General features: G+C 73.9%; 25 protein-coding genes. 14 read left to right on the top strand and 11 right to left on the bottom strand.

Features of this window, described 5'->3' with window-relative positions; translation table 11 throughout:
* Positions 1-96 precede the first annotated feature (96 nt).
* Positions 97-885: a TetR/AcrR family transcriptional regulator gene (locus PUR61_RS08645; RefSeq protein ID WP_329877410.1), complete on the top strand. Its 789-nt coding sequence runs from the start codon at positions 97-99 to the stop codon at positions 883-885.
* Between the two features lie 36 nt (positions 886-921).
* Here PUR61_RS08645 and PUR61_RS08640 read toward each other — a convergent pair whose 3' ends face one another.
* Positions 922-2,637 (bottom strand): serine/threonine-protein kinase, encoded by a 1,716-nt coding sequence (locus tag PUR61_RS08640; RefSeq protein WP_329877408.1) that lies wholly within the window; start codon positions 2,635-2,637, stop codon positions 922-924.
* Between the two features lie 212 nt (positions 2,638-2,849).
* Between PUR61_RS08640 and PUR61_RS08635 the strand changes: the two genes are divergently transcribed.
* Positions 2,850-4,004: a serine hydrolase domain-containing protein gene (locus PUR61_RS08635; protein WP_329877406.1), complete on the top strand. Its 1,155-nt coding sequence runs from the start codon at positions 2,850-2,852 to the stop codon at positions 4,002-4,004.
* Positions 4,005-4,300: 296 nt separating this feature from the next.
* Here PUR61_RS08635 and PUR61_RS08630 read toward each other — a convergent pair whose 3' ends face one another.
* The gene (locus PUR61_RS08630) at positions 4,301-4,798 is read right to left on the bottom strand and encodes a tetratricopeptide repeat protein (protein WP_329877404.1); all 498 of its coding nucleotides are present in this window, start codon (positions 4,796-4,798) and stop codon (positions 4,301-4,303) included.
* Between the two features lie 137 nt (positions 4,799-4,935).
* Positions 4,936-5,481 (bottom strand): putative immunity protein, encoded by a 546-nt coding sequence (locus PUR61_RS08625; protein WP_329877402.1) that lies wholly within the window; start codon positions 5,479-5,481, stop codon positions 4,936-4,938.
* Between the two features lie 540 nt (positions 5,482-6,021).
* On the opposite strand from PUR61_RS08625, the gene PUR61_RS08620 reads away from it, so the two are divergent.
* Entirely contained in the window at positions 6,022-6,525 is a 504-nt protein-coding gene (locus PUR61_RS08620) for a beta-class carbonic anhydrase (RefSeq protein ID WP_329877400.1), read from the top strand.
* 186 nt (positions 6,526-6,711) lie between these two features.
* On the opposite strand, the gene PUR61_RS08615 is transcribed toward PUR61_RS08620, so the two are convergent.
* Positions 6,712-7,380 carry an NADPH-dependent F420 reductase gene (locus PUR61_RS08615; RefSeq protein ID WP_329877398.1) on the bottom strand — a complete coding sequence of 223 codons (669 nt, stop codon included), beginning with the start codon at positions 7,378-7,380 and terminating at the stop codon, positions 6,712-6,714.
* A 106-nt stretch (positions 7,381-7,486) separates the two neighbouring features.
* Here PUR61_RS08615 and PUR61_RS08610 point away from each other — a divergent pair, with 106 nt between their 5' ends.
* Positions 7,487-7,993: a winged helix-turn-helix transcriptional regulator gene (locus PUR61_RS08610; RefSeq protein WP_329877396.1), complete on the top strand. Its 507-nt coding sequence runs from the start codon at positions 7,487-7,489 to the stop codon at positions 7,991-7,993.
* Positions 7,994-8,066: 73 nt separating this feature from the next.
* On the opposite strand, the gene PUR61_RS08605 is transcribed toward PUR61_RS08610, so the two are convergent.
* From PUR61_RS08605 to PUR61_RS08595, 3 genes are all read right to left on the bottom strand, one after another.
* Entirely contained in the window at positions 8,067-8,876 is an 810-nt protein-coding gene (locus tag PUR61_RS08605) for an alpha/beta fold hydrolase (RefSeq protein ID WP_329877394.1), read from the bottom strand.
* A gap of 72 nt (positions 8,877-8,948) precedes the next feature.
* Positions 8,949-9,671, bottom strand: a complete 723-nt coding sequence (locus PUR61_RS08600) for a hypothetical protein (RefSeq protein ID WP_329877392.1) — start codon at positions 9,669-9,671, stop codon at positions 8,949-8,951.
* Positions 9,672-9,681: 10 nt separating this feature from the next.
* A complete protein-coding gene (locus PUR61_RS08595) occupies positions 9,682-9,882 on the bottom strand; it encodes a hypothetical protein (protein ID WP_329877390.1) in 201 nt (66 codons plus the stop codon).
* Positions 9,883-10,047: 165 nt separating this feature from the next.
* Here PUR61_RS08595 and PUR61_RS08590 point away from each other — a divergent pair, with 165 nt between their 5' ends.
* Both PUR61_RS08590 and PUR61_RS08585 read left to right on the top strand, forming a co-directional pair.
* Positions 10,048-10,665, top strand: coding sequence for a DUF5753 domain-containing protein (locus tag PUR61_RS08590; protein ID WP_329877432.1), 618 nt, complete (start codon positions 10,048-10,050; stop codon positions 10,663-10,665).
* Entirely contained in the window at positions 10,662-10,895 is a 234-nt protein-coding gene (locus PUR61_RS08585) for a DUF397 domain-containing protein (RefSeq protein ID WP_329877388.1), read from the top strand. Before PUR61_RS08590 ends, PUR61_RS08585 begins: the two co-directional genes overlap by 4 nt.
* 78 nt (positions 10,896-10,973) lie before the next feature.
* Here PUR61_RS08585 and PUR61_RS08580 read toward each other — a convergent pair whose 3' ends face one another.
* Positions 10,974-11,597: a hypothetical protein gene (locus tag PUR61_RS08580; RefSeq protein WP_329877386.1), complete on the bottom strand. Its 624-nt coding sequence runs from the start codon at positions 11,595-11,597 to the stop codon at positions 10,974-10,976.
* 138 nt (positions 11,598-11,735) lie between these two features.
* A complete protein-coding gene (locus tag PUR61_RS08575) occupies positions 11,736-12,122 on the bottom strand; it encodes a VOC family protein (protein ID WP_329877384.1) in 387 nt (128 codons plus the stop codon).
* 551 nt (positions 12,123-12,673) lie between these two features.
* On the opposite strand from PUR61_RS08575, the gene PUR61_RS45235 reads away from it, so the two are divergent.
* From PUR61_RS45235 to PUR61_RS08540, 8 genes are all read left to right on the top strand, one after another.
* On the top strand, positions 12,674-12,790 hold the full coding sequence (locus PUR61_RS45235; protein ID WP_355405772.1) for a tryptorubin family RiPP precursor: 117 nt from the start codon (positions 12,674-12,676) through the stop codon (positions 12,788-12,790).
* A 96-nt stretch (positions 12,791-12,886) separates the two neighbouring features.
* Positions 12,887-13,933 (top strand): cytochrome P450, encoded by a 1,047-nt coding sequence (locus tag PUR61_RS08570; RefSeq protein WP_329877381.1) that lies wholly within the window; start codon positions 12,887-12,889, stop codon positions 13,931-13,933.
* Positions 13,934-14,144: 211 nt separating this feature from the next.
* Complete coding sequence (locus PUR61_RS08565; protein ID WP_329877379.1) at positions 14,145-14,600, top strand: SSI family serine proteinase inhibitor; 456 nt, start codon at positions 14,145-14,147, stop codon at positions 14,598-14,600.
* 195 nt (positions 14,601-14,795) lie between these two features.
* Positions 14,796-15,161 carry a PadR family transcriptional regulator gene (locus PUR61_RS08560; protein ID WP_329877377.1) on the top strand — a complete coding sequence of 122 codons (366 nt, stop codon included), beginning with the start codon at positions 14,796-14,798 and terminating at the stop codon, positions 15,159-15,161.
* On the top strand, positions 15,158-15,805 hold the full coding sequence (locus PUR61_RS08555; RefSeq protein WP_329877374.1) for an HAAS signaling domain-containing protein: 648 nt from the start codon (positions 15,158-15,160) through the stop codon (positions 15,803-15,805). The genes PUR61_RS08560 and PUR61_RS08555 overlap by 4 nt, the downstream gene beginning before the upstream one ends.
* Positions 15,806-16,059: 254 nt before the next feature.
* On the top strand, positions 16,060-16,425 hold the full coding sequence (locus tag PUR61_RS08550; RefSeq protein ID WP_329877372.1) for a hypothetical protein: 366 nt from the start codon (positions 16,060-16,062) through the stop codon (positions 16,423-16,425).
* A 149-nt stretch (positions 16,426-16,574) separates the two neighbouring features.
* A complete protein-coding gene (locus PUR61_RS08545) occupies positions 16,575-17,567 on the top strand; it encodes a serine/threonine dehydratase (protein ID WP_329877370.1) in 993 nt (330 codons plus the stop codon).
* Positions 17,568-17,710: 143 nt separating this feature from the next.
* Positions 17,711-18,895, top strand: a complete 1,185-nt coding sequence (locus PUR61_RS08540) for an alpha/beta hydrolase family protein (protein ID WP_329877368.1) — start codon at positions 17,711-17,713, stop codon at positions 18,893-18,895.
* Between the two features lie 158 nt (positions 18,896-19,053).
* On the opposite strand, the gene PUR61_RS08535 is transcribed toward PUR61_RS08540, so the two are convergent.
* Both PUR61_RS08535 and PUR61_RS08530 read right to left on the bottom strand, forming a co-directional pair.
* Complete coding sequence (locus PUR61_RS08535; RefSeq protein ID WP_329877366.1) at positions 19,054-19,269, bottom strand: hypothetical protein; 216 nt, start codon at positions 19,267-19,269, stop codon at positions 19,054-19,056.
* A 61-nt stretch (positions 19,270-19,330) separates the two neighbouring features.
* Entirely contained in the window at positions 19,331-19,729 is a 399-nt protein-coding gene (locus tag PUR61_RS08530) for a hypothetical protein (RefSeq protein ID WP_329877364.1), read from the bottom strand.
* Between the last annotated feature and the right edge of the window lie 208 nt (positions 19,730-19,937).

Genomic DNA, 19,937 nt, shown 5'->3' with positions numbered 1-19,937 from the left:
CCTCTCACTAGGTACAGCGTACGCAGAAGCGAGCGTGAGCACATCGTACTACGTACGTCGTACGTATCTAGAATGGGGAACCGAGGTGATCAATCAGTGCCGACCAGCAATCCGCCGTCCGGACACCGGACCGGAGAACGACCCGCGAGCCGACCCGAAAGCCCCGGCGGCAGAACACCCGCCCCCCTGCCCGCCGAGGCACCCGAGCTGATCTGGCTGCGCCCCGAGCGCACCGGACGCGGCCCCCGGCCCGCCCACAGCCGCGCGTCGATCGCCGCCGCCGCGATCGTCGTCGCGGACGCCGAGGGCCTGGACGCCGTCTCCATGCGCCGGGTGGCCGCCGCGCTCGGAGCGGGCACGATGTCGCTCTACAACTACGTGCCGAAGAAGGAACACCTGCTGGACCTGATGCTCGACGCCGCCGTCGGCGAGTACGACTACAGCACCCTCACCCCGACCGGCGACTGCCGCGCCGACCTCCACAGGCTCGGGCACGAGCAGCTCGCCGCGCTGCGCCGGCACCCCTGGCTTCCCGCCCTGGTGATCGCCCGCCCGGGCCTGGGCCCGAACGCGCTGCGCTACACCGACCACTTCCTCGCCGTCACCGAGCCCAGCGGCCTGGACGGCGGCACACGCATGGAGGCCCTGGCACTGCTCAACGGGTTCATCTGCCAGTACGCGCAGTACGAGCGGACGGCGGCGGCCGGCGCCCAGTGGCAGACCGACCTCGTCGGCTACCTCGCCCGCGCCGCCGGGAGCGGCGAATACCCCCACCTGGCCGCCGCGTTCGCCACCACCGGGCCGCCCGCGAGCGACCTGGACGCGACCTTCGACCGGGCGCTGAACCGGGTGATCACGGCCGTCCTCGCACCACCGGAGGAGTAACCGCGCGCAGCGGCCCGCCCGCACCCTGCCGGGGCGTCAGCTCCGGCTGCGGGCGGCCTGCTGACGGCTTCCCGGGACCACCAGCCAGAGCAGCCAGGCACCGGTGCCGAGGATCAGCATGTTGACGGCGATCTGCCACGGGAGGGAACCGAAACCGGTCTCCCAGTAGCCGAACCAGTACTCCAGCAACGACCCGGTCAGCCACCAGAGCCCCACGTCGGCGACGACGGCCACCGCCCAGACGGCCATCGGGTGCCAGCGCGGACGCGGGACCGCGTGCACGAGGGCCAGCGCGGCCGTGACGCCGAGGGCGACCGGCACGAAGTCCCGGTCCACCAGGTCCAGGTAGTTCCACGGCAGGGTCGACCCGACGATCCAGATCAGCGCCATGCAGCCGATGAAGCGCACCAGCATCGCCGACGCCGGATGCGGCACCGGACGGTCGGCGGCGGCGGGAGCCGGGGTCGCGGTGGGGGCGGCGGCGGGAACAGGTGTGCCGTGGCCCGGGGCCGGCGCGGGGTAGCCCTCGGCGGGCGCGCCGTAGCCCGGGACGGGCGTCCCGTAGCCCTGGTTCGGGCCGCCGTAGCCACCGGGCACGCCGTAGCCTCCGTAACCACCCGGGCCGCCGCCGTGACCACCGCCGGAACCACCCGCACCGCCGCCGTAACCGCCCCCGTAGCCGCCTCCGTAACCACCGAACGCTCCGGTCGGCGCGCCGACGGCACCGTCGAACGGCTGCGCCGGCGGGCCCGCCGTCACCGCCGGTACGGCGGACGGCTGCGCCGGGACCCACGCCCCGCCCGCCGCCCGGGACTGCCACCCGTCCGCCGGCGCCCCTGACGACGCGCCGGGCGACGGCGGCGACGGCGACCCGCCCGGGGCCGTCGGCGTCGGCTCCACCGGCCGGACCGGCCCCGTCACCAGCCCCGCACCGGCCCGTACGACCGACTCCAGCGCGGCGAGCGCCTGCTCCGCCGTCGGCCGCCGCGCCGGGTCCTTGGCGAGCAGCGCGCCCAGCAACGGCGTCAGCCCGCCCGCCCGCAACGGCGGGCGCGGCTCCTTGGTCACCACGGCCACGCACAGCGCCCCGAACGTGTCCCCGCTGAACGGCGTCTCGCCCTCGACCGCCGCGTACAGCGTCGTGCCGAGCGACCACAGGTCGTTGGCAGGCGCCGGCGGCCTCCCCTCCAACTGCTCGGGGGCCATGTAGGCCGGCGTGCCGATCACCGCGCCGGTACGGGTGAGCGCCGTGGTGGCGTCCGCCATGTGCGCGATGCCGAAGTCGGTGAGGATGACGCGGTCGCCCATCAGCAGGACGTTGTCCGGCTTGAGGTCTCGGTGGACGATGCCGGCCGCGTGGGCCTGCTGGAGCGCCTTGACCATCGCCACGCCGATCAGCGCGACCCGCGACAACGGCAGCGCGCCGTCCCGCGAGATCGCGGCGGCCAGCGAGACACCGGTGACGAACTCCATCACGATCACCGGTGCGCCCTCGTGCTCGACGACGTCGTGCACGGTGATGATCCCGGGGTGGTTGAGCCGCGCGGCGGCCCGCGCCTCGCGCAGCACGCGCTGGACCAGTTGCTCGCGTTCGGCCTCGGTGACGCCCTGCGGGAGCAGCACCTCCTTCACGGCGACGTCACGTCCCAGGGTGGTGTCCCAACCGCGCCAGACCCGCCCCATGCCGCCCTGGCCGATCAACTCCCGCAGCTGGTAGCGACCCCCGACCAGTGCCCCGTTCACCCCTGTCACGGAGGTCACCCTAGCGGCACCGAAGCTCCTCCCCGGGTCCGCGTCGTCAAATCGTTTCCGCCCGCGACCACTGCCGCGTACGGTGACCTGTCGAGGATCTTGATCAGCGCAGACCCTCCGCCCTGCCCTGCCCTCCGCCCCACCCTCTCCTCCGTCTCCCCTGCGGCGCCGCGCCCCCGTCTCCGCGCCCACCCACGAACAGGACCGACACCGTGCAGCGTCACCACGGCTGGGCCGACGAGCGGTTCGGCGCCGTCGCCGACGCCTTCGCCCGCAACTACGCCGACTTCCCCGAGCTCGGATCCGCCGTCACCGTCTACGCGGACGGCCGGAAGGTGGTCGAGCTCTGGGGCGGTGTGGCGGACGAACGCACCGGGCGGGCCTGGCAGGCGGACACCGTCGTCCCCGTCTTCTCCTGTGCCAAGGGCCTGGTCTCGGTCAGTGCCCACCTGCTCGCCCAGCGGGGACTGCTCGACCTCGACGCACCGATCGCCCGCTACTGGCCCGAGTTCGCGCGCCACGGCAAGGAGGCGATCACCACCCGCGCGGTGCTGAGCCACCGGGCCGGGATCCCGGTGCTGGACGCGGTGCTCTCGTTCGACGAGATCGCGGCCTGGACGCCCGTCGTCCGTGCGATCGAGGACCAGCGGCCGCTCTGGGAGCCCGGCACCACCTACGAGTACCACGGCCACGTGTTCGGCTTCGCGGTCGGCGAGGTGATCCGCCGGATCACCGGCCTCGCCCCGAGCCGGTTCTTCCGCGAGGCGGTCGCCGAACCGCTCGGCGGGCTGGACGCCTGGCTCGGTCTGCCGGAGGACGGGCTGCCGCGCCTGGCCCGGCTGGCCGAGGCCGAGGGCCGTCCGCCGATGCCCGGACCGGAGCACCTGCTGACCCGCATCGTGACGATGAACGGCGCGCTGGTCTTCCCCGGCCTGGACGAGCCGCACGGCTGGAACGACCCTGCGGTGCACCGGCTCGAACTGCCCGGGGCCGGGGCCGTCGCCTCTGCCACCGGGCTGGCGGGCCTGTACGCGGGGGCCGTCACCGGGATCGACGGCCGGGCGGGCCGTCTCCTCTCCCCCGACACGGTGACCGACGCCCTGCGCGAACTCTCCTCCGGGGAGAGCTTCCTGGGCTTCGACACGGGCTCCCGCTGGGGCTCCGGCGTGGTCCTCGACTCGTCCGCGTCCCGCCCGATGCTCGGCGCCCGGAGCTTCGGCAACGAGGGGGCGGGCGGCCAGTTCGCCTTCGGCGACGACGAGTTCGGCATCGGCTTCGCGTACCTCTCCAACCGCATGATCGGCCACGGCGACGCCCGCGCCGGCCACCTCGTCGACGCCGTCCGCACCTCCCTCGGCACCGCCTGACGGCCCCCGGCCCCAGGTCTGCGGCTTGCGGCCGGAAGGCCGGAGCCACGGCGACGGCCACGGCGGGCCGGCAACGCCGACGATCGCCGGGGCCTACGTGCCGTCGTGGTCGGGGTCGACCGCGAGGCCGATGACTCCGAGGTAGCCGTCCCCGCTCTCGGTGATCTTGAGCAGCGTGCTCGGCCGGTAGACGCCGTCGCCGTCGCTGAACGTGTCACGACCGGTGTGCGCCGCGAGGAGCGCGCCGAGGCCGATGCTGGTGATGCCGGCCAGTGCCGTCCGGGGCCCCGCCGCTCCTACGGGGTCTCGTCCAGGTGGTCGGCGTAGTACCCGACCGCCCGACGGTACTTCCGTACGCCCGGGTCCGCGCTGGTCTCCCCCGTCACCTGGAGCAGGGTCCGCACCGCCTCCCGCGATTCGCCGACGTTGTACAGCGCCATCGCCAGGAAGGTCCGGAGCGCGGCGTCCCCGGGGAACTCCTCCAGACCGCGGCGGAGCGTCCGAAGCGACGACTCGTAGCGGCCCAGCACCCGGTAGGTGCTGCCGAGCCCCAGCAGTGCCCCGTGACGCTCGCTCTCCGACAGACCCGCAGTGCCCAACGCCCGTTCGTAGCAGGGGACGGCCTCCGCCTCCAGGCCGAGGGCGTCGTGCGCCCATGCCGCCTGGTACGCGATCGCGGCGTCCTCCGGGTAGCGGTCCGACAGGGCGATCAGTTGCTCGCACGCCTGCCGGGTCCCCTCCTCGCGCAGCCGCACCGCCTGTGCCAGGGCCGTCCCGTGCTGTTCGTCGTCCATCCGCCGCACGCTGCCACGGCGCCACCCGGACCGCAACACCTCCGGGCCGGTCCCCCGGCGGATCGCCGGACCGGGGTCCTGGACGGGGCTCCCGACGGGGAGTCCGGGCGGCCCGGCGGCGGCACCGCACCTCGCGGTCAGGTGCGCAGGGCCTCGTCGAGGCGGCGGCGGAGTACGGCCTGGCGGGTACGGCCGGGGGTGCACTCCGGGAACCGGCCCACCAGCTCGCGGACGGCCGGCGGGGCGTGTTCGATCGCCCAACGGATCTCCGCGTCACCGACGTCGGTGGCGGCGTCCGTGGTGACGTCGCCGCCGTCGGCCGCCGCGAGTTCGCACGCGAGGGCCGCGTGCGTGGCGGGCTCCAAGGCGTGCTTCACCTGGTGCGGAGTCGCCAGCGGGTGGATGTAGGGGGACGCCGCCGCGTAGCCCGCGGCCCGGGCGGCGGCCGCGGCGGCGGGGTCGTCGACCTCGCGTGCGGCAGCGAGCGCCGCGTGGGCCTGGGCGCGCAGGAGCGCCGTCCGCTTCCCTTCGCGGGCGAAGGTGCGGGCGCCCTCGATCGCCTCGCGCGGACGGGTGTCGGCCGGGGCCTTGGCCTCGAACAGCGCCAACGCCCGTTCGGCGCAGTCGGCGGTCCAGAGCCCGAGAAGGCGACGGTCCTCGTCGCTGATGATGACCTCGTTCATCCGTTCATCCTGCCGGTTCCGTCCTCCCGTGTCGCCCGGGTTGTGCGGACGCGGCCGACCACCCCGGGCTCTCTCCGCTCCGGGGCCCCTCCCTCACCGACCGTGCCGTGCCAGGGTCGGTGAGGGAGGGGCACGGCGCGGCCCCGCGCAACCCCGCAGGGCCCCGTGAGACCGCGTGAATCCAGCACGAGTCCGCGTGAGACCACGGGCGGAACTGACGGACGGTCACCGGACGTCGACGCGGTCACGGCGTCCACGCCGGTCGGCGATCCGCGGCCGGGCCGCGAACTCCCCTCGTTCGGGTGGGGTTTGGGCATTGCCGTGGCGCCGCGCCCGTGCGGCGCACTACCGTCGCCGTATGACCGAGCTTGTCCGCCGTCGTCATGTGGACTACGGCTACATCGCCGGCGCGGGCTGTCCCGCCGGCCGCTGACCGCGCCCGCCTCCTCCGGCCGCACGGTCCGGGCGTCGAGGCCCGTACGCCTCCGCCCCGTGGTGCCCTCCCCTTCCCCGTTCGCATCCTTCCCTCAAGGGACACCCATGACCGCGTTCAACTCCGCCACCGAGCACTACCTCCACAACAACAGCGCCTACGCCTCCGGCTTCGAGGGCCCGTTGCCGCTGCCCCCGGCCCGCCGGACCGCCGTGCTCGCCTGCATGGACGCCCGGCTGAACGTCTACGGCGTCCTCGGCCTGAACGAGGGCGACTCGCACGTGATCCGCAATGCCGGCGGCGTCGCGACCGACGACGCGATCCGCTCGCTGGCCATCAGCCAACGACTCCTCGGCACCGAGGAGATCATCCTCATCCACCACACCGACTGCGGCATGCTGACCTTCGGGGACGACGCCTTCCGGGAGTCGATCCGCGAGGAGACGGGCGTCAAGCCGCCGTGGGCCGCGGAGGCCTTCGCCGACCTGGAGACCGACGTGCGGCAGTCGATCGCGCGGATCACGAGCAGCCCCTTCGTCCCGAAGACGGACGCGGTGCGCGGCTTCGTCTTCGACGTGGCCACCGGCAAGCTCGCGGAGGTCGTGCTGTAGACCGCGCTCCGGGCCCTGCCCCAGGTCGTGGAGCCGGCGGTGCGGTGTCGTCGGTGGTGCCGTGTGTCCACGGTGCCGTGTCGTCGGCCTGCCGGGCAGACGGGCCGGATCGAGCTGCCCGTGCAGGGCTCACCTCCCCGAAGCGGTGAGCCCTGCACGGGCCGGCCCCGTCCCCGACGTCCCGGATCAGACCTGCTCGTCGTCCACCGCGCCGGGCGCCAACGGCGGTGCCGGGAAGGCGTGTCGGGCCTCTCCGCCGTCCCACCACACGCCGATCGCGAACACCGCCGCCGCCTCCAGCAGTGCCGCCCGTTCCAGTCCCCCGCAGCGGACGGCCGTACAACCCATCGACGCGACGAGCTCGGTGACCAGTTCGGCCGCGGCCGGCGCGTCCGCGCAGAAGGGCACGGTGAGCGACACGCCCTCGAAGGCCGGGCGCGGCATGGTCCAGATGCTCTCGTGGCAGATGCCGAACACCTTGGCCACCCGGGCGCCGGGCGCCGCAGCCGCGAGCCGGACCGCCATGGAGTCGCCACCGCCGGCCGTGGTCAGGACCGGGCCGCCCGAGCCGGGGGCCATGGGCACGGTGCAGTCGAGGACGGTCCGGCCGGCCAGGTCCCCCGCAAGCCCTGCCACCACCTCGGCCGCGACTTCGGCAGGCAGAGCGACCAGCACCGCCTCGCCGAACCGTGCCGCGTCCGCCGGGCCGCCGCTGCCGACGGCCCGGATACGGGCGGCCGTCCTCGCTGCCGCGCCGGGGTTGCGCCCGCCCACCACGACCTCGTGTCCGGCCCGCACCCAGGCTCCGCCGAGGCCCGCCGCCATGGCGCCCGTTCCGAGAATGCCGATCCGCATACCGCGCTCCCCACCACTGTCCCGATGGCGGCCGACTGCCGCATCACGGACCCTAGGCGGGCCGATACGCACCATCCGGTAGGCAATGGACCGGCAGGATGTGCGTATGGGAGATGCCGAGAGCCTGCGCAGCCTGCACGGACCGGTCGGGACCGCCGGAGTGGCCGGGGCGGGGGCTGTCGGGACGGCCGGGCCTGACGGACCGGACGGGCCGGACGACCTCGGTGGAGACGTGTTCGCGGCCGACTGCCGGGCCCGGATCGCCTTCGAGGTGATCGCCAACCGCTGGGACAGCGTGGTGGTCTACGTCCTCGGCGAGCAGGGTCCGATGCGCCCGCGCGCGATGCTCGCCCGGATCGGCGGGATCAGCCCGAAGGTGCTGAACGACGCGTTGCGGCGGCTGGAGTACAACGGGCTGGTCGAGCGCAGGCGCTACGCCGAGAGCCCGCCCCGGGTCGACTACACCCTGACGGCGGCCGGTGCGGCCCTGATCGGGCCGATCCGGGCGCTGGGCGCCTGGTCCGCCGTCCACGGCGACGCCGTCCTCGCGGCGCAGGAACGCTTCGCGACCGAGGATGCCGACCGCGCCGCCCGGCGCTCCGCGCCCGCGTGAGCCGACGCCCCACGACCGACCCACGACCGGCCTTGGGGCGTGAACCCCGCCCCGCACGCCCCCACCGTGCGCCTCACCCCAAGACGCGCGGCAGCATGACCCGCACCCATTCCTCGGGTTGCGACAGATGCGGAGCGTGACCGGCGCCGTGGTAGAGATGGCGTTCCGGCTTGGGCAGCGAGAGATCGATCAGGTCCAGCACCTCGCCGTACATCGGCTGACTGTCGTCACTCTGGGTGAGCAGCACGGGTTCGGTGAAGCGGTTCAGCGCCGTGAGGTCGAGGTCGAGCGCGTCGGGGTCGCGAAGCTCGTCCAGGTACGTGGGCGCGTTGCGGATGTACGTGTGCCGGACCGGCGCGGGCAGCTGCTCCCACGCCCCCGGGCCGAGGGCGATGGTGTCCACGTACAGCTCGGCCGCCGCGGCCGACTCCGCCTGCTCCAGCAGCTCCCGGACGGCGCTGATCCGCTCCGCGAAGGCCACACCGATCGGACGAAGCTCGGGGTCGGCGAGCAGCACCCCGGTGGCGGGCGGTTCGTGCACGGCCACGCCGCGCAACAGGTCCGGCCGGGCGGCGGCCAGGCGGAGGGCGACGAGCGAACCGTAGGAGTCGCCGCAGACGTACGCGGGCGCGAGCCCGAGGCCCCGGATCAGGCCGGCCAGGTCGGCGGCGTCCTCGTAGACGGAGCCCTGGGTGAGGAGGTCCTCGCTGCGGCTGTGCCCGCGCCGGTCGTAGGCGACGACGGTCGTCTGCTCGGCGAGACCGGGCAGGACGCGCGCCCAGCTGTCGGCGTCGGTCCACGACCCGTGGACCAGGACCAGGCCGGGCCCGGCTCCCCGGGTCTCGTAGTACAGCGACACCCCGTTCACCCTGATCTCGGCCATCGCGAGCCTCCCGACCTCGGTCGTGCTCCAGCCCCGCCCCACCCCCCAGCGTGACACACCCGGTCGAACCGGTCAGATCAGCGGACCGAAGACCCCGCGTTCCCAGTGGCCGAGCCAGGACGCGGTCACGGAGTGCTGCGTCTGGCCGTCGGTCGACTCGTCGTACGGGAGGACGGCGGTGGGCGCGAACCAGCCCTCACCCGGGTCGATACGCAGGCGCAGGACCCGCAGGGGGCGGCGGAGGGTGACGTAGAGGCCCAGGTCGGAGGTGGCGGGGCGGTGGCTCTCGTAGCGGTCGTGGACGGTGCGGCAGACGGACTTGATGTCGGTGTCGGCGAGGAGGACGTACCGGCTGCCGGGGCCGAGGTTGACGCAGAGGCGTCGACGGGCGGTCTCACGATCGGCGTACGCGAGGCTCTGGTGGTTGTCGACGTGGAGGCCGGGACGGAGGCCGGAGTCGGGGCTGACGTGGGTGACGGGCAGGCCGGGGGCGTCGCAGGTCTCACCGAGGGTGACGGGGAAGGGGTCGCCCAGCCCGTACACCAGGGTGGCGAGGGTGCGGATGTCGACGACCGAGTCGGGGAGTCGGAAGAGTTCGACCAGCCCGCCGTCCCGGGTGAGGAGGCCGGGCGCGAACCGCTCGGGGTAGCCGGCCGGAAGCGGTTCCCAGGCGCCGTCGGGGAGGACGACGGAGCTCTCGTACCCGGGCTGGAAGGTGAGGCGCCGGACGCCGGCGATCTCGCAGCGCGCGTGGAGGCGGCCGGGGTCCTGGAAAGCGATGGCAGCGGGGTGCATGGGGCGGGTGTCACTCCCTGGCGTGGCGGCGGGTGTCGAGGAAGTCGTCGGACCAACGGGTCTCCCGGTTCACGGCAGTGGCGAACGTCATCCACCGGATGAGGCCGGCGGAGGGCGGATCGACGAGGGAGAAGGCGAGGGAGGAGGCGAGGGACCCGAGCCCCGCGGCGGCGACCTCGACCGGGGCAGGCCGGTCGCCGCTGCTGGACATGGGGTCAACTCCGGATCTCCGGAGGGGGATCGACTCGCTCGTCGAGCAGGACCCGCACCCACACCCGCTGGCCGACCCCCCGCCTGATCACGACACCGAAGTCGAAGGCGAGCCGACGGACCATCTCGGTCCCCGGCCGCCCTCACCGAAGCGGCGCGGGCGGCGCTGCTGGAGAAGAACTGGTGGCAAGACCACGAGTTCGCCGACACGATCAGTGCGGCGTTCGGGGAGTTCCTCGGCCTCGAAGCTGCGGCCACCCACAGGCTCGACTACTTTCTCTCCGGATTCCCCGGGCTGCTCCAAACGCCGGAGTATGCACGCGAGATGATCGCCGCCGGGCTTGACGGTCTCAGTGAGGATCAGAACGAAGCCGCGGCAGAGATCCGGATAATGCGTCAACGCAGACTCACGGAGGAGCCCCGCCTCAAGCTGGAGGTCTACTTCGGAGAGGTGGCGCTGCTGGTCGCGGGCGATCTGGAGGTACTCGCAGAACAGATCCGCCATGTCATCAAGGTGTCGAAATACCCCAACGTCACTCTGCGAATGGTGCCGCTCAGCGCCGGTCGACCGGGAATGCTCGCGTCAGGGCTCACCCTTCTACGCTTCCCTGACGAGCCCGAAGGAGGTTTCGTCTTCACCGAGGCCGTCGGCGGTACGCTCCCCCGTAGATCGGGACGGGATGTTCGACGGGCCGAGCGGGCATTCGCGCGGCTGAAACGGTGCGCACTGTCGCCAGAGGACACCGCCACTGCCCTAAACCGCCAGTTGGAAGAGATCACGTGAGCGAGAAGCACGACCCCTACGACCACGACCCCGCGGACGCCGGCTGGAGCAAGTCCCCCTTCTCCGGCGATTCCAACGGCAACTGCGTGATCATCGCCCGCTTCCCCAACGGCGATGTCTGGCTCGGCGACGACAAGAACCCCGACCGCCCTCACCTCGCCTTCGACCAGGCCGAGTGGGCCGCCTTCGCCAAGGCCATCACGAGCGGCTCCCCCGACTTCACCGCCTGACCGAAAGCCGGAGGCCCTGCCCATCCCGGCAGGGCCTCCGGCGGCACCGGCCCCTGCCCCGGCCCGACCTGCGCCGACTCAACCGACGCCGAAGGAGGCGACGACGCGGGCCGGGGTGCGGAAGGCGTTGCCGTCGACGGGGGAACCCTCGACCGTGAACGTGACCGCCGTACCCGGGCCCGGCCTGTCGTACCGCCAGGCCGGCCCCCTGAGGGCCGGGCCGCAGAGCCCCTCGGGCAGCTCGCGTTCGTCCGGCCCCAGACCGTACGAACTACCGCCGTCGCCCCTGTCGAACAGGGACGTCCCCTTCGTGACGAACCCCGCACGGCGCAGGTGGTCCGGCATCCGGTCGCTCAGGAAGGAGACTCGGGCGACGCCGGCCCTGGTGACGTAGTGGATGTCCGAGGCGTCGGCGGGGAGCGCCGTTCCCCCGGCCGAGATGACCGGCGGCAGCATGGTGTCACTGCCCTTGCACGCCCGGGCATCCCCGAACGGGTGGAACAACTGGTCCTGGAGCACCCAGAGGACGCCTCCCGCCACCAACCCGACGACGGCCACCACGAACGCCAGGCACGACAGCGGCCCCACCCGCCCGGAGGCCGGACGGGGCACGTCCTCCGCGAACTCCGACCAGGCCCCCTCCTCGTCGAGCCCCTCCGGATCGGGCAGAAACCCCGGATCCTCCCCGCCCTCGGACCGCATCAACTCCCCCTCCGTACACGTCCGCCCGCAGCATAGTCCGGACCGACGCGCACCCGGCGGGAACCCCCGGAACGCGCCACGCGCTCCCCCGCGCGCACGGGAAGTCGGACCCGCCGACTTCCCGTGCCGGCCGAGTCCCTACGCGTGGTGGGTGATCTGGATCAGGTTGCCGCAGGTGTCGTCGAGGACCGCGACGGTGACCGGCCCCATCTCCTGCGGCTCCTGGGTGAACCGCACCCCGAGCGCGCGCAGGCGCTCGAACTCCGCGGGCACGTCCTCGACCGCGAACGAGGCGGCCGGGATGCCGTCCCTCACCAGCGCGGTCTTGTACGGCTTCACGGCGGGGTGGCCGTCGGGCTCCAGCAGCAGTTCGGTCCCGTCCGGGTCCTCCGGCGAGACGACGGTCAGCCAGCGGTCCGCACCCACGGGGACCTCGGTCTTCTTCACGAAGCCCAGCGTGTCCGTGTAGAAGCGCAGGGCCTTCTCCTGGTCGTCGACGAAGACGCTGGTCAGGTGGATCCTCATGGGGTTCTCCGGGACATCGGGCCTGAGCCACCGTGTCACGGTGCGCCCAGGGAGGCTTAGGCGTTCCGACCATGAAACCGGGTGTCCCGGCCCCGCTCGGCCAACGACACGGGCCGCCCCGGCCGACGACGCGATCTCCCCGCCGCACCGGCCCGCGCCACTTGATCGCGTACTGCCCAAAGGGGCATACCTAACGTTCGGTCGGGCAGCGGGCCATCCCGACGCCGGGTCGGCGACATGTTGCCGCAATGCCCCGTTCACGTTTCCGCGGGCCGCGGGCGCAGCGCCTCCGACCAGCGCTGTCGCGTGCACCTCACGTCGCAACAACCACCCCCATCGGCAGAATCCGCCCGAATCGGACCATCTCCCCCTTTCCGCCACCAACCAGATCCCGGCGAACTTCAAACATGCAGCCTCGCGGTAATCGGCAGACGGAACCGACCACTTGACGCTAAATCCCGACGAAGATTCACTTCTGGGCGACGGGAGGCGGACCTCGGATTCCACGGGATCCGCAGGGCTTTCCGCCGCGACCCGTCGAGCACCGTTCCATGAATCGCCCGGTTCGCCGGCTGTCGAAGGGATTTTCCATGAAGCTCGTGCATTTCGTGAGGAAGGCCATGCCGGAGAAGAGCCTGAAGGCCTACGCCTGGTACCGCTGGATCTAACCGTCCGGCTCCCCTTCCCGATTCGTGCCCGGCGGACTCGAACCCGCCGGGCACGATCCGTTCACGAGCCGGCCGCTCACCCCTGGAGTGCAACCGATGTCCCTGTCCAGCACGGGAAGAAACGCCCGGGTCACCGTCTTCGCACCGCGGATCGAAGAACTCCTCCGCACGCACCGCGGGGCGGACCTCTTCCGCCTGGAGCGCGACACCGTCGGGGTCGCCGGCGCCGACCTGTTGGACGGCCTGCTCCGCGCCAGGCCGGCCACCCCCGAGGAGCGGCCCACCTTCAAGCCCGTCCTGGGGAGGCAGATCGGCCGGACGGACGCGTCGGCCCTCATGCAGGCCGTGTCGTCCGATGTCCGGGCCGCGTTGAGGAAGCCCCTGGACGAGACGGACGACCTCACGGGGAGGTGGCCGCACGCCCCCCACGTCCACCTCCGGGACCTCGTCTTCGGTCGGGAGAGCCTGCGTTTCAGAATCCTCGTGGACCGAAAGCTGGAACTCACGCCCAAACTGACCTGGATGGCCGTCGCGGCGGGCACCGCCATGCTCGGAAAGCCCGGGACGGAAATCCCGCTCTCCCATCTGGCGGCCCGGGTGATGGAGGCCGATTCGTACGCCGACCGGCGCTACGCCATGTATTTGTACCGGCGGGTCGCCGCTCCGATCTGTTTCACCGTGGCGGCACTCGTCACGAACGCGGTCTGGCTGGGTTCCCCGTTCGACGACGACGTACCGAACCGGGACATCCTGTGGGAGACCCTGCGGCTGCTGCCCCCCTCCTGGAACATTCTCCGGGTGGCCTCCCCCGAGTTCCACGCCCTGGACGACCGGATCGGGGTGCGGGACGACATCCTGATGCTCCCGCTGCTGAGTCACCGCGACCCCCGGCTCTGGGACGCCCCCGACGAGTTCCGCCCGCAGCGGTGGGCCGAGCTCGACCCCGAGAGCCACCCCGGGTACCTCCCGTTCGGGCACGCCAACGAGCGCTGCTGGGGGCGGCACATGGTGCTGCCGCTGGCGGAACGCCTCCTCGACATCGTCCGTCGCGACGGGCTCGTGGTGAGCCCCGACCAGACCGTCGGGAAGGTCGAACTGGACGGCCTGCTGGAGGTCTCCGGTGTCCGGATGGTCCGCCGCTGACCCGGTCCGGACCTGATCCGATCCGATCCCCGGTCCTGCGCCGGGGCGCCACCCGGCCGACCCCGGACTCCCGCCCCTCCGGCCCGTCCTGCCACGGGCTGCACGCCGAAGGCGCACCCCGGGGCTGCGCACCGGGACTGCGCGCCGGATCGCGGGCCACGCACGCCGGGCCAGGGGTTACCCACGTCCGCACACGCTCGTTTCCCGGGGTGTGAAGACCCGAGCCTCTGCCTCCGCCGCCGTCGCGGCCGTCCTGCTGTCCGTAGGCCTCACCGCTGCCGCCGTGACCGCGACGACGACCGCGACCGCCGCCGAAGTCGACACCGAAGCCGCCGCCGCAGCCGATGTCGAAGCCGTCACCAGCCTCCGTCTGACCGTCACCCACGGCGCGACCCCCGTCGCCGGCACCCCGCGCCTCGCCACCCTGGAGTGCCCGCCCGGCAGCGCCACCACCCACCCGGACCCGGTCACGGCGTGCCGCCTCGTCGACGCGGTCGACGGCGATCTCGACCGCCTCGACGTCGACCCCGGCATCTGCACCGCCGAGTACGACCCGTACACCGTCACCGCCTCCGGCACGTACCGGGGCCGGCCGCTCTCCTTCCGGCGCACCTACGGCAACCGTTGCACCCTGGCCCACACCACCGGCGCCGTCTTCGCCTTCTGACCCGGCGGGCGGACCCTCCCTCGGCGGCCCCGGACCACGCCCGCCACGGGCGGGGCCGGGGCCGCCGCACGTCTCCCCCGGCCCCGGACCGAACCCGCCCCGGCCCCTCCGCCGGGCCCCTCCGTCCCCCGGGACCGCGTCACCCACCTGCGGATCCTTGCTTCGCCTGCTATCTTGCTGTGCATGGTACCTGGTATGACAGACCCTGACGGGGCCGGCGCAGCCGACGGGTCGGTGGCCACCCAGCTGCGCAAGGGAGTGCTGGAGTACTGCGTGCTGGCCCTGCTCCGGGACGGCCCGCGCTACGGCGTCGAGCTGCTCCAGGAGCTCGGCCGGTTCCCGATGCTGGCGACCAGCCAGGGCACGATCTACCCCCTGCTGTCCCGGCTGCGCCGCACCGGCCTGGCCGACACCTTCCTCCGCGACTCGGCCACCGGCCCGTCGCGCCGCTACTACACCCTCACCCCCGCCGGCCGGAGCGCGCTGGAGGAGTTCGCCACCCTGTGGCCCGACTTCCGCACGGCCGTCGACCACGTCCTCACCCCGGGAGAGCAGTCATGAACACCCCGATGGAGCACCCGCTGGTCCTGGCCTACCTCGACGAGATCACCCGCCGCACCACCGCGTTGCCCGCCGAGCGCCGCCGCGAACTCCTGGCCGACCTGCGCGAGCACGTCGAGGTCGCGCTCGCCGAGCACGGCCACGGCCACGGCCCCGTCGACGACGGTGCGGTGCGGCAGGTCCTCGACCGGCTGGGCCGCCCGCAGGAGGTGGCCGGCGCCGCTCTCGCCGAGGAGGGCCAGGGGCGGCCCGAGCCGGAGAGCGCCGTCCGCACCCACCTCACGCTCGGCCTCGTCCTCCTCTCGCTGCCGCTGCTGGTCGTCCCGGCCGTCGGGCCCGTCCTCGCGACGGCTGCCGCCGTCACCGCCCTGGTCAGGATCTGGCGGTCCCCCCAGTGGGACCGCCGGGAGAAGAGGCAGGCGACCCTGCTGCTGCTCTCACCGGTCCTGGTCACGCCCCTGGTCGCGGGCGCCCTCTCGATGTCCTCGATCGGCCTGGGCCCGCTCGCCGTCCTCGCCGCCTGCCTGGTCGGCGCCTGCCTGCCCGGCATCGCCGTGATCCGGCTGGCCCGCTCCGCCGCCCTCCTCCGCGCCGACACCGGCCGAAGCGGCGGCGGCAGCAGCGGCAGTGCCGTGACCGTCTGACCCCCGGCCGCCCCACCACCGCTGTCGCGCCCGCCCGACGACGCGGCCCCCGCGGGCGAACCGGTGCAGCCGGTGGACGCGGACGACGTGGTCATCGGCGCGGCGGAGCTCGGTGAGGTCGTCCGGCACGGCACCGACCGGGCCACCGGCCGAACCGCCCGGGGGCGCGGCCCTTCAGGACCCGCCCGACTGCCGCCGCGATCACGGCCTGTGGAATGCTCTTCCCTTCCACCACACCGGGGACAGGGGAGGCCATGGCGGTAGCGGAGCTTCTGCAGGACCACGACGAGCGGGCGTGGCGGAACGCCCACCGCCGCCACCGCTGGGGCGTGAACCTCCTCGGGGTACTGGCGGTCGTCGGGTGGATCTGGGCGATCGGCCTCGCCTTCCTTCCGGTCGCGGCGGGCAGTAGCAGCTCGACCGGCTGCGGGTCGCCGGCGCTCGTCGACGACTCCCCGCGCACCTACTCCCGCGAGCGCTGCGCCCGCGTCATCGACGGGCGCATCCGCGGGGCGGTCGGCCTCACGGTCCTGACGGTCCCGCTCTCCGCCGCGTGGATCTGGGGCGCGGCCACCCTCCGCCTCCAGCGCCTCGCGGACACGGCCACCGCCGAGCGGTAGCCCCCGGGGACGACAGGGCCCGGCGGGACAGGGCACAGCACCGGCACCGGCACCGGCACCGGCAAAGGATTTCCCCGACGCCGCGGCGGCTGCGAGGCTGGACCCGATCCCCCGCCACCGGCCGACCGTTTCCCCACAGGAGCAACGACGTGCACGACCTTTCGTACGACGACATCAAGTCCGCCGCCGACCGGATCGCGGGGCACGTGCGCCCGGTCGCGATCGCCCCGGGGCCGGACGGGGTGTGGCTGGCGCTGGAGCACCTCCAGCACACCGGCTCGTTCAAGGCGCGGGGCGCGCAGAACTTCCTCCGGGCCCACCGCGAGGCCGGCACCCTCCCCGACGCGGGGGTCACCATCGCCTCCGGCGGCAACGCCGGCCTGGCCTGCGCCTGGTCCGCCCTCCGCCAGGGCGTGCGGGCCACCGTCTTCCTGCCCGCCAACGCGCCGCGTGTGAAGGTCGCCCGGCTCCGCTCGTACGAGGCCGACGTCCGGCTCGTCGGCACGGAGTACGCCGAGGCGCTGGCGGCCTGCGAGGAGTTCGCCGCCGCCTCGGGTGCGCTCGCCAGCCACGCCTACGACCACCCGCTGATCGCCGCCGGGGCGGGCACGCTGATGGAGGAGATCAAGCAGCGGATCCCGGACCTGGACACGGTGGTGGTCGCGGTCGGCGGCGGCGGGCTGTTCGCCGGGGTGGCGACCGCCGCCCGGCAGCACGGCGTCCGCACCGTGGCGGTCGAGCCGGAGAACTGCCGCGCGCTGGACGCCGCGCTCGCGGCCGGCGGGCCGGTGGACGTCACCGTCGACTCGGTCGCCTCCGACTCGCTCGGCGCCCGCCGCGCCACCTCCCTGGCCGTGCAGGCCGCCCGCCGGGGCGACGTCCGCCCGGTGCTCGTGCCGGACGGCGGGATCGTCCGGGCCCGCCGGGCCCTGTGGGACGACCACCGCCTCGCGGTCGAGCACGCCGCCGCGACCGCGCTCGCGGCCCTGCCCGCCGCCTCCGACCCGGCCGCCGGTCCCGGCACCGCCGCCTACCGGCCCGAGGACGGCGAGAAGGTCTGCGTCATCCTCTGCGGCGCCAACACCGACCTCCGCACCCTCACAGACGACGAGCGGGACGGGACCGGCGGTCCGGTCACGTAGCAACGCCTGTCCGGCAGTTCACGTCGGATCGGCACGCGGGGTCGAGGGGTGTGCGCCCGGACGGGGCGGGTGCGCACCCCTCCCTCCTGCCACCTTCCGGAGAATTTAGGTAAGCCTTGCCTATGTTCTCTAGGATGCGATCCATGAAGAAGATCATCCGCACGTTAGCGGCCGTCACCGTCGGCCTGATCCTGGCCGCCCCCGGTGTCGTCGCGGCCCCGGCCACCGCCGCCACCGGCCCGTCGGAGAGCCCGGCCGGAAGCCCGGCCCGGCTCGAACTCCCGCGCCCCACCGGCGACCTCGCCGTCGGACGGGACACCCTCCACCTGGTCGACCGGAGCCGCAAGGACCCGTGGGTGCCCACCGAGGACCGGGAGCTGATGCTGTCGCTCTCCTACCCGGCGGTCGCCCGCACCGGATCCCCCGCCCCCTACATGGCCGTCGCCGAGGCCAAGGCCCTGCTCACCGACCGGGGACAGCTCGGCGAGTACACCACCCCCGAGCGCGTGGCGGCGACCCGCACCCACGCCCGCACCGGCGCGGTGCCCCGGATCTCCTCCCACCGCTACCCGCTGGTCGTGCTCTCCCCCGGTTTCACCATGCCGCGCGCCGCGCTGACCAGCCTGGCCGAGGACCTCGCGAGCCGCGGCTACGTGGTGGCCGCGGTCGACCACGCGTACGAGTCGGACGGCACCGTCTTCCCGGGCGGACGGGTGCTCACCTGCAAGGCGTGCGAGCAGGTGTTCCCCGACGGCTCGCTGCACCGGGTGTCCGACGGCCGGGCCCGCGACGTCTCCTTCGTCCTGGACCGGCTGACCGGCCCGCACCCGGCGTGGCGGTACTCCTGGCTGATCGACGCCCGGCGCATCGGCATGGCCGGTCACTCCATCGGCGGCGCGGCGGCCTCGGCCACCATGGCCACGGACCCGCGGGTGGACGCGGGCGTGAACATGGACGGGACGTTCTTCACCCCGGTCCCCGAGGCGGGCCTCGGTGGACGCCCCTTCCTGATGCTCGCCGGTGACCCCGCCCTGCTGCCGCCGGACTTCCCCGACACGTCCTGGGAGGACACCTGGCCCCGGCTGGACGGCTGGAAGCGCTGGCTGACCGTCACCGGGGCAGGCCATCCCGCCTTCACCGACTGGCCGGTGCTCGGCGACTCGGCCGGCTACCCGCACCCGGAGACCCCGCTCTCGGGCACCCGCTCGCACCAGATCACCCGGGGCTACGTCGGCGCGTTCTTCGACCTGCACCTGCGCGGCCTCGCGTCGCCCCGGCTGGACGGCCCGACCGCGGCCGACCCGGAGGTCGTGTTCCACCGCCCCTGAGGCACGGGCCGGGGGTGCCTGCCACGGCGGGCACCCCCGGCCGGAGGGACAGGGCGCCCCTCCGGGGCCTGCTGGAGCGGGCCGTCGCCTCGCCGTGAGCCTCGCGCGGGTGAGGGGCCGCGCCGGGCCCGACGCCTGCGCCCGGCCCGGCGGCCGGGTCACTCCCCGTCGCCTCCGTCACCGCCCCGGTCGGCCGTGATCCCCCTCCCGCCCCGCCGCCGGTTCCGCCCGGACCGGCGCACCAACTCGCCGGCGCCGAGCGTCACGGCGGCCACCCGACGCGCCCAGCGAGGCCCGCCGCGCTCCGCCCACACCACGCACACGCACCCGCCGACGACCACCACCAGGATCCCCAGCAGCACCAGACCGATCATGTCTTCCCACCTTCGTACTCGCACGGTGCCGGCGATACTCCCAGACCGCGGCACAAACGCCTCACGCTCCCGGCCGCGTCTTCCCGTTCCGCGACTCGGCCACGCCCGCCAACCCCGCCGCACCCGTCCGCGCCTCATCCGCCTCGCCTGCCGCGCCGGTCAACCCGTCACCCAGCACGCTGCGGCGGTAGAGCACCTGGCGGCCGTCGCGGGCACGGGTCAGCAGGCCCGTGGCGTGCAGGACGCGGAGGTGCGGGCGCTCGGGGTGACCCGGGGGGCGGCGCGCGATCTCGACGGTGGGCAGGTGCTCGTCCAGGAGGCCGAGCAGCCGGGCCTTGGGCGCGCCGAGGAGCGCCACCGGCGCGGCGGAGTCCGGGGCCGGCGGCCGGAGCCAGAGCGTCGCCACGCCCCGGCTCGGGTAGGCGAGCGTCGGCGCCTCGTCCGGCACGGTGCGCCGCACGGCGACCGGGGAGAGCAGCAGACGGGTCGAGCACGCCGAGGCGGCCGAGGACGGCCCGCCGCCACGGCAAGTGCAGCGCGGAGGGCCCCGGCTCGCGCAGGACCCGGAGGCTGAGCACGGTCTCGTGCAGGGTCGAGAGCGCGAACGGGTGTCCCCGAGATCCTCGACGCCCAACCCGAAGCTGATCATTGAGCCCCACGCCACATCG

Source organism: Streptomyces sp. BE20 (genome assembly GCF_036322525.1).
Classification (GTDB): domain Bacteria; phylum Actinomycetota; class Actinomycetes; order Streptomycetales; family Streptomycetaceae; genus Kitasatospora.
The sequence above is the reverse complement of the archived record's forward strand: the minus strand, read 5'-3'. Positions and strand labels throughout refer to the sequence as shown.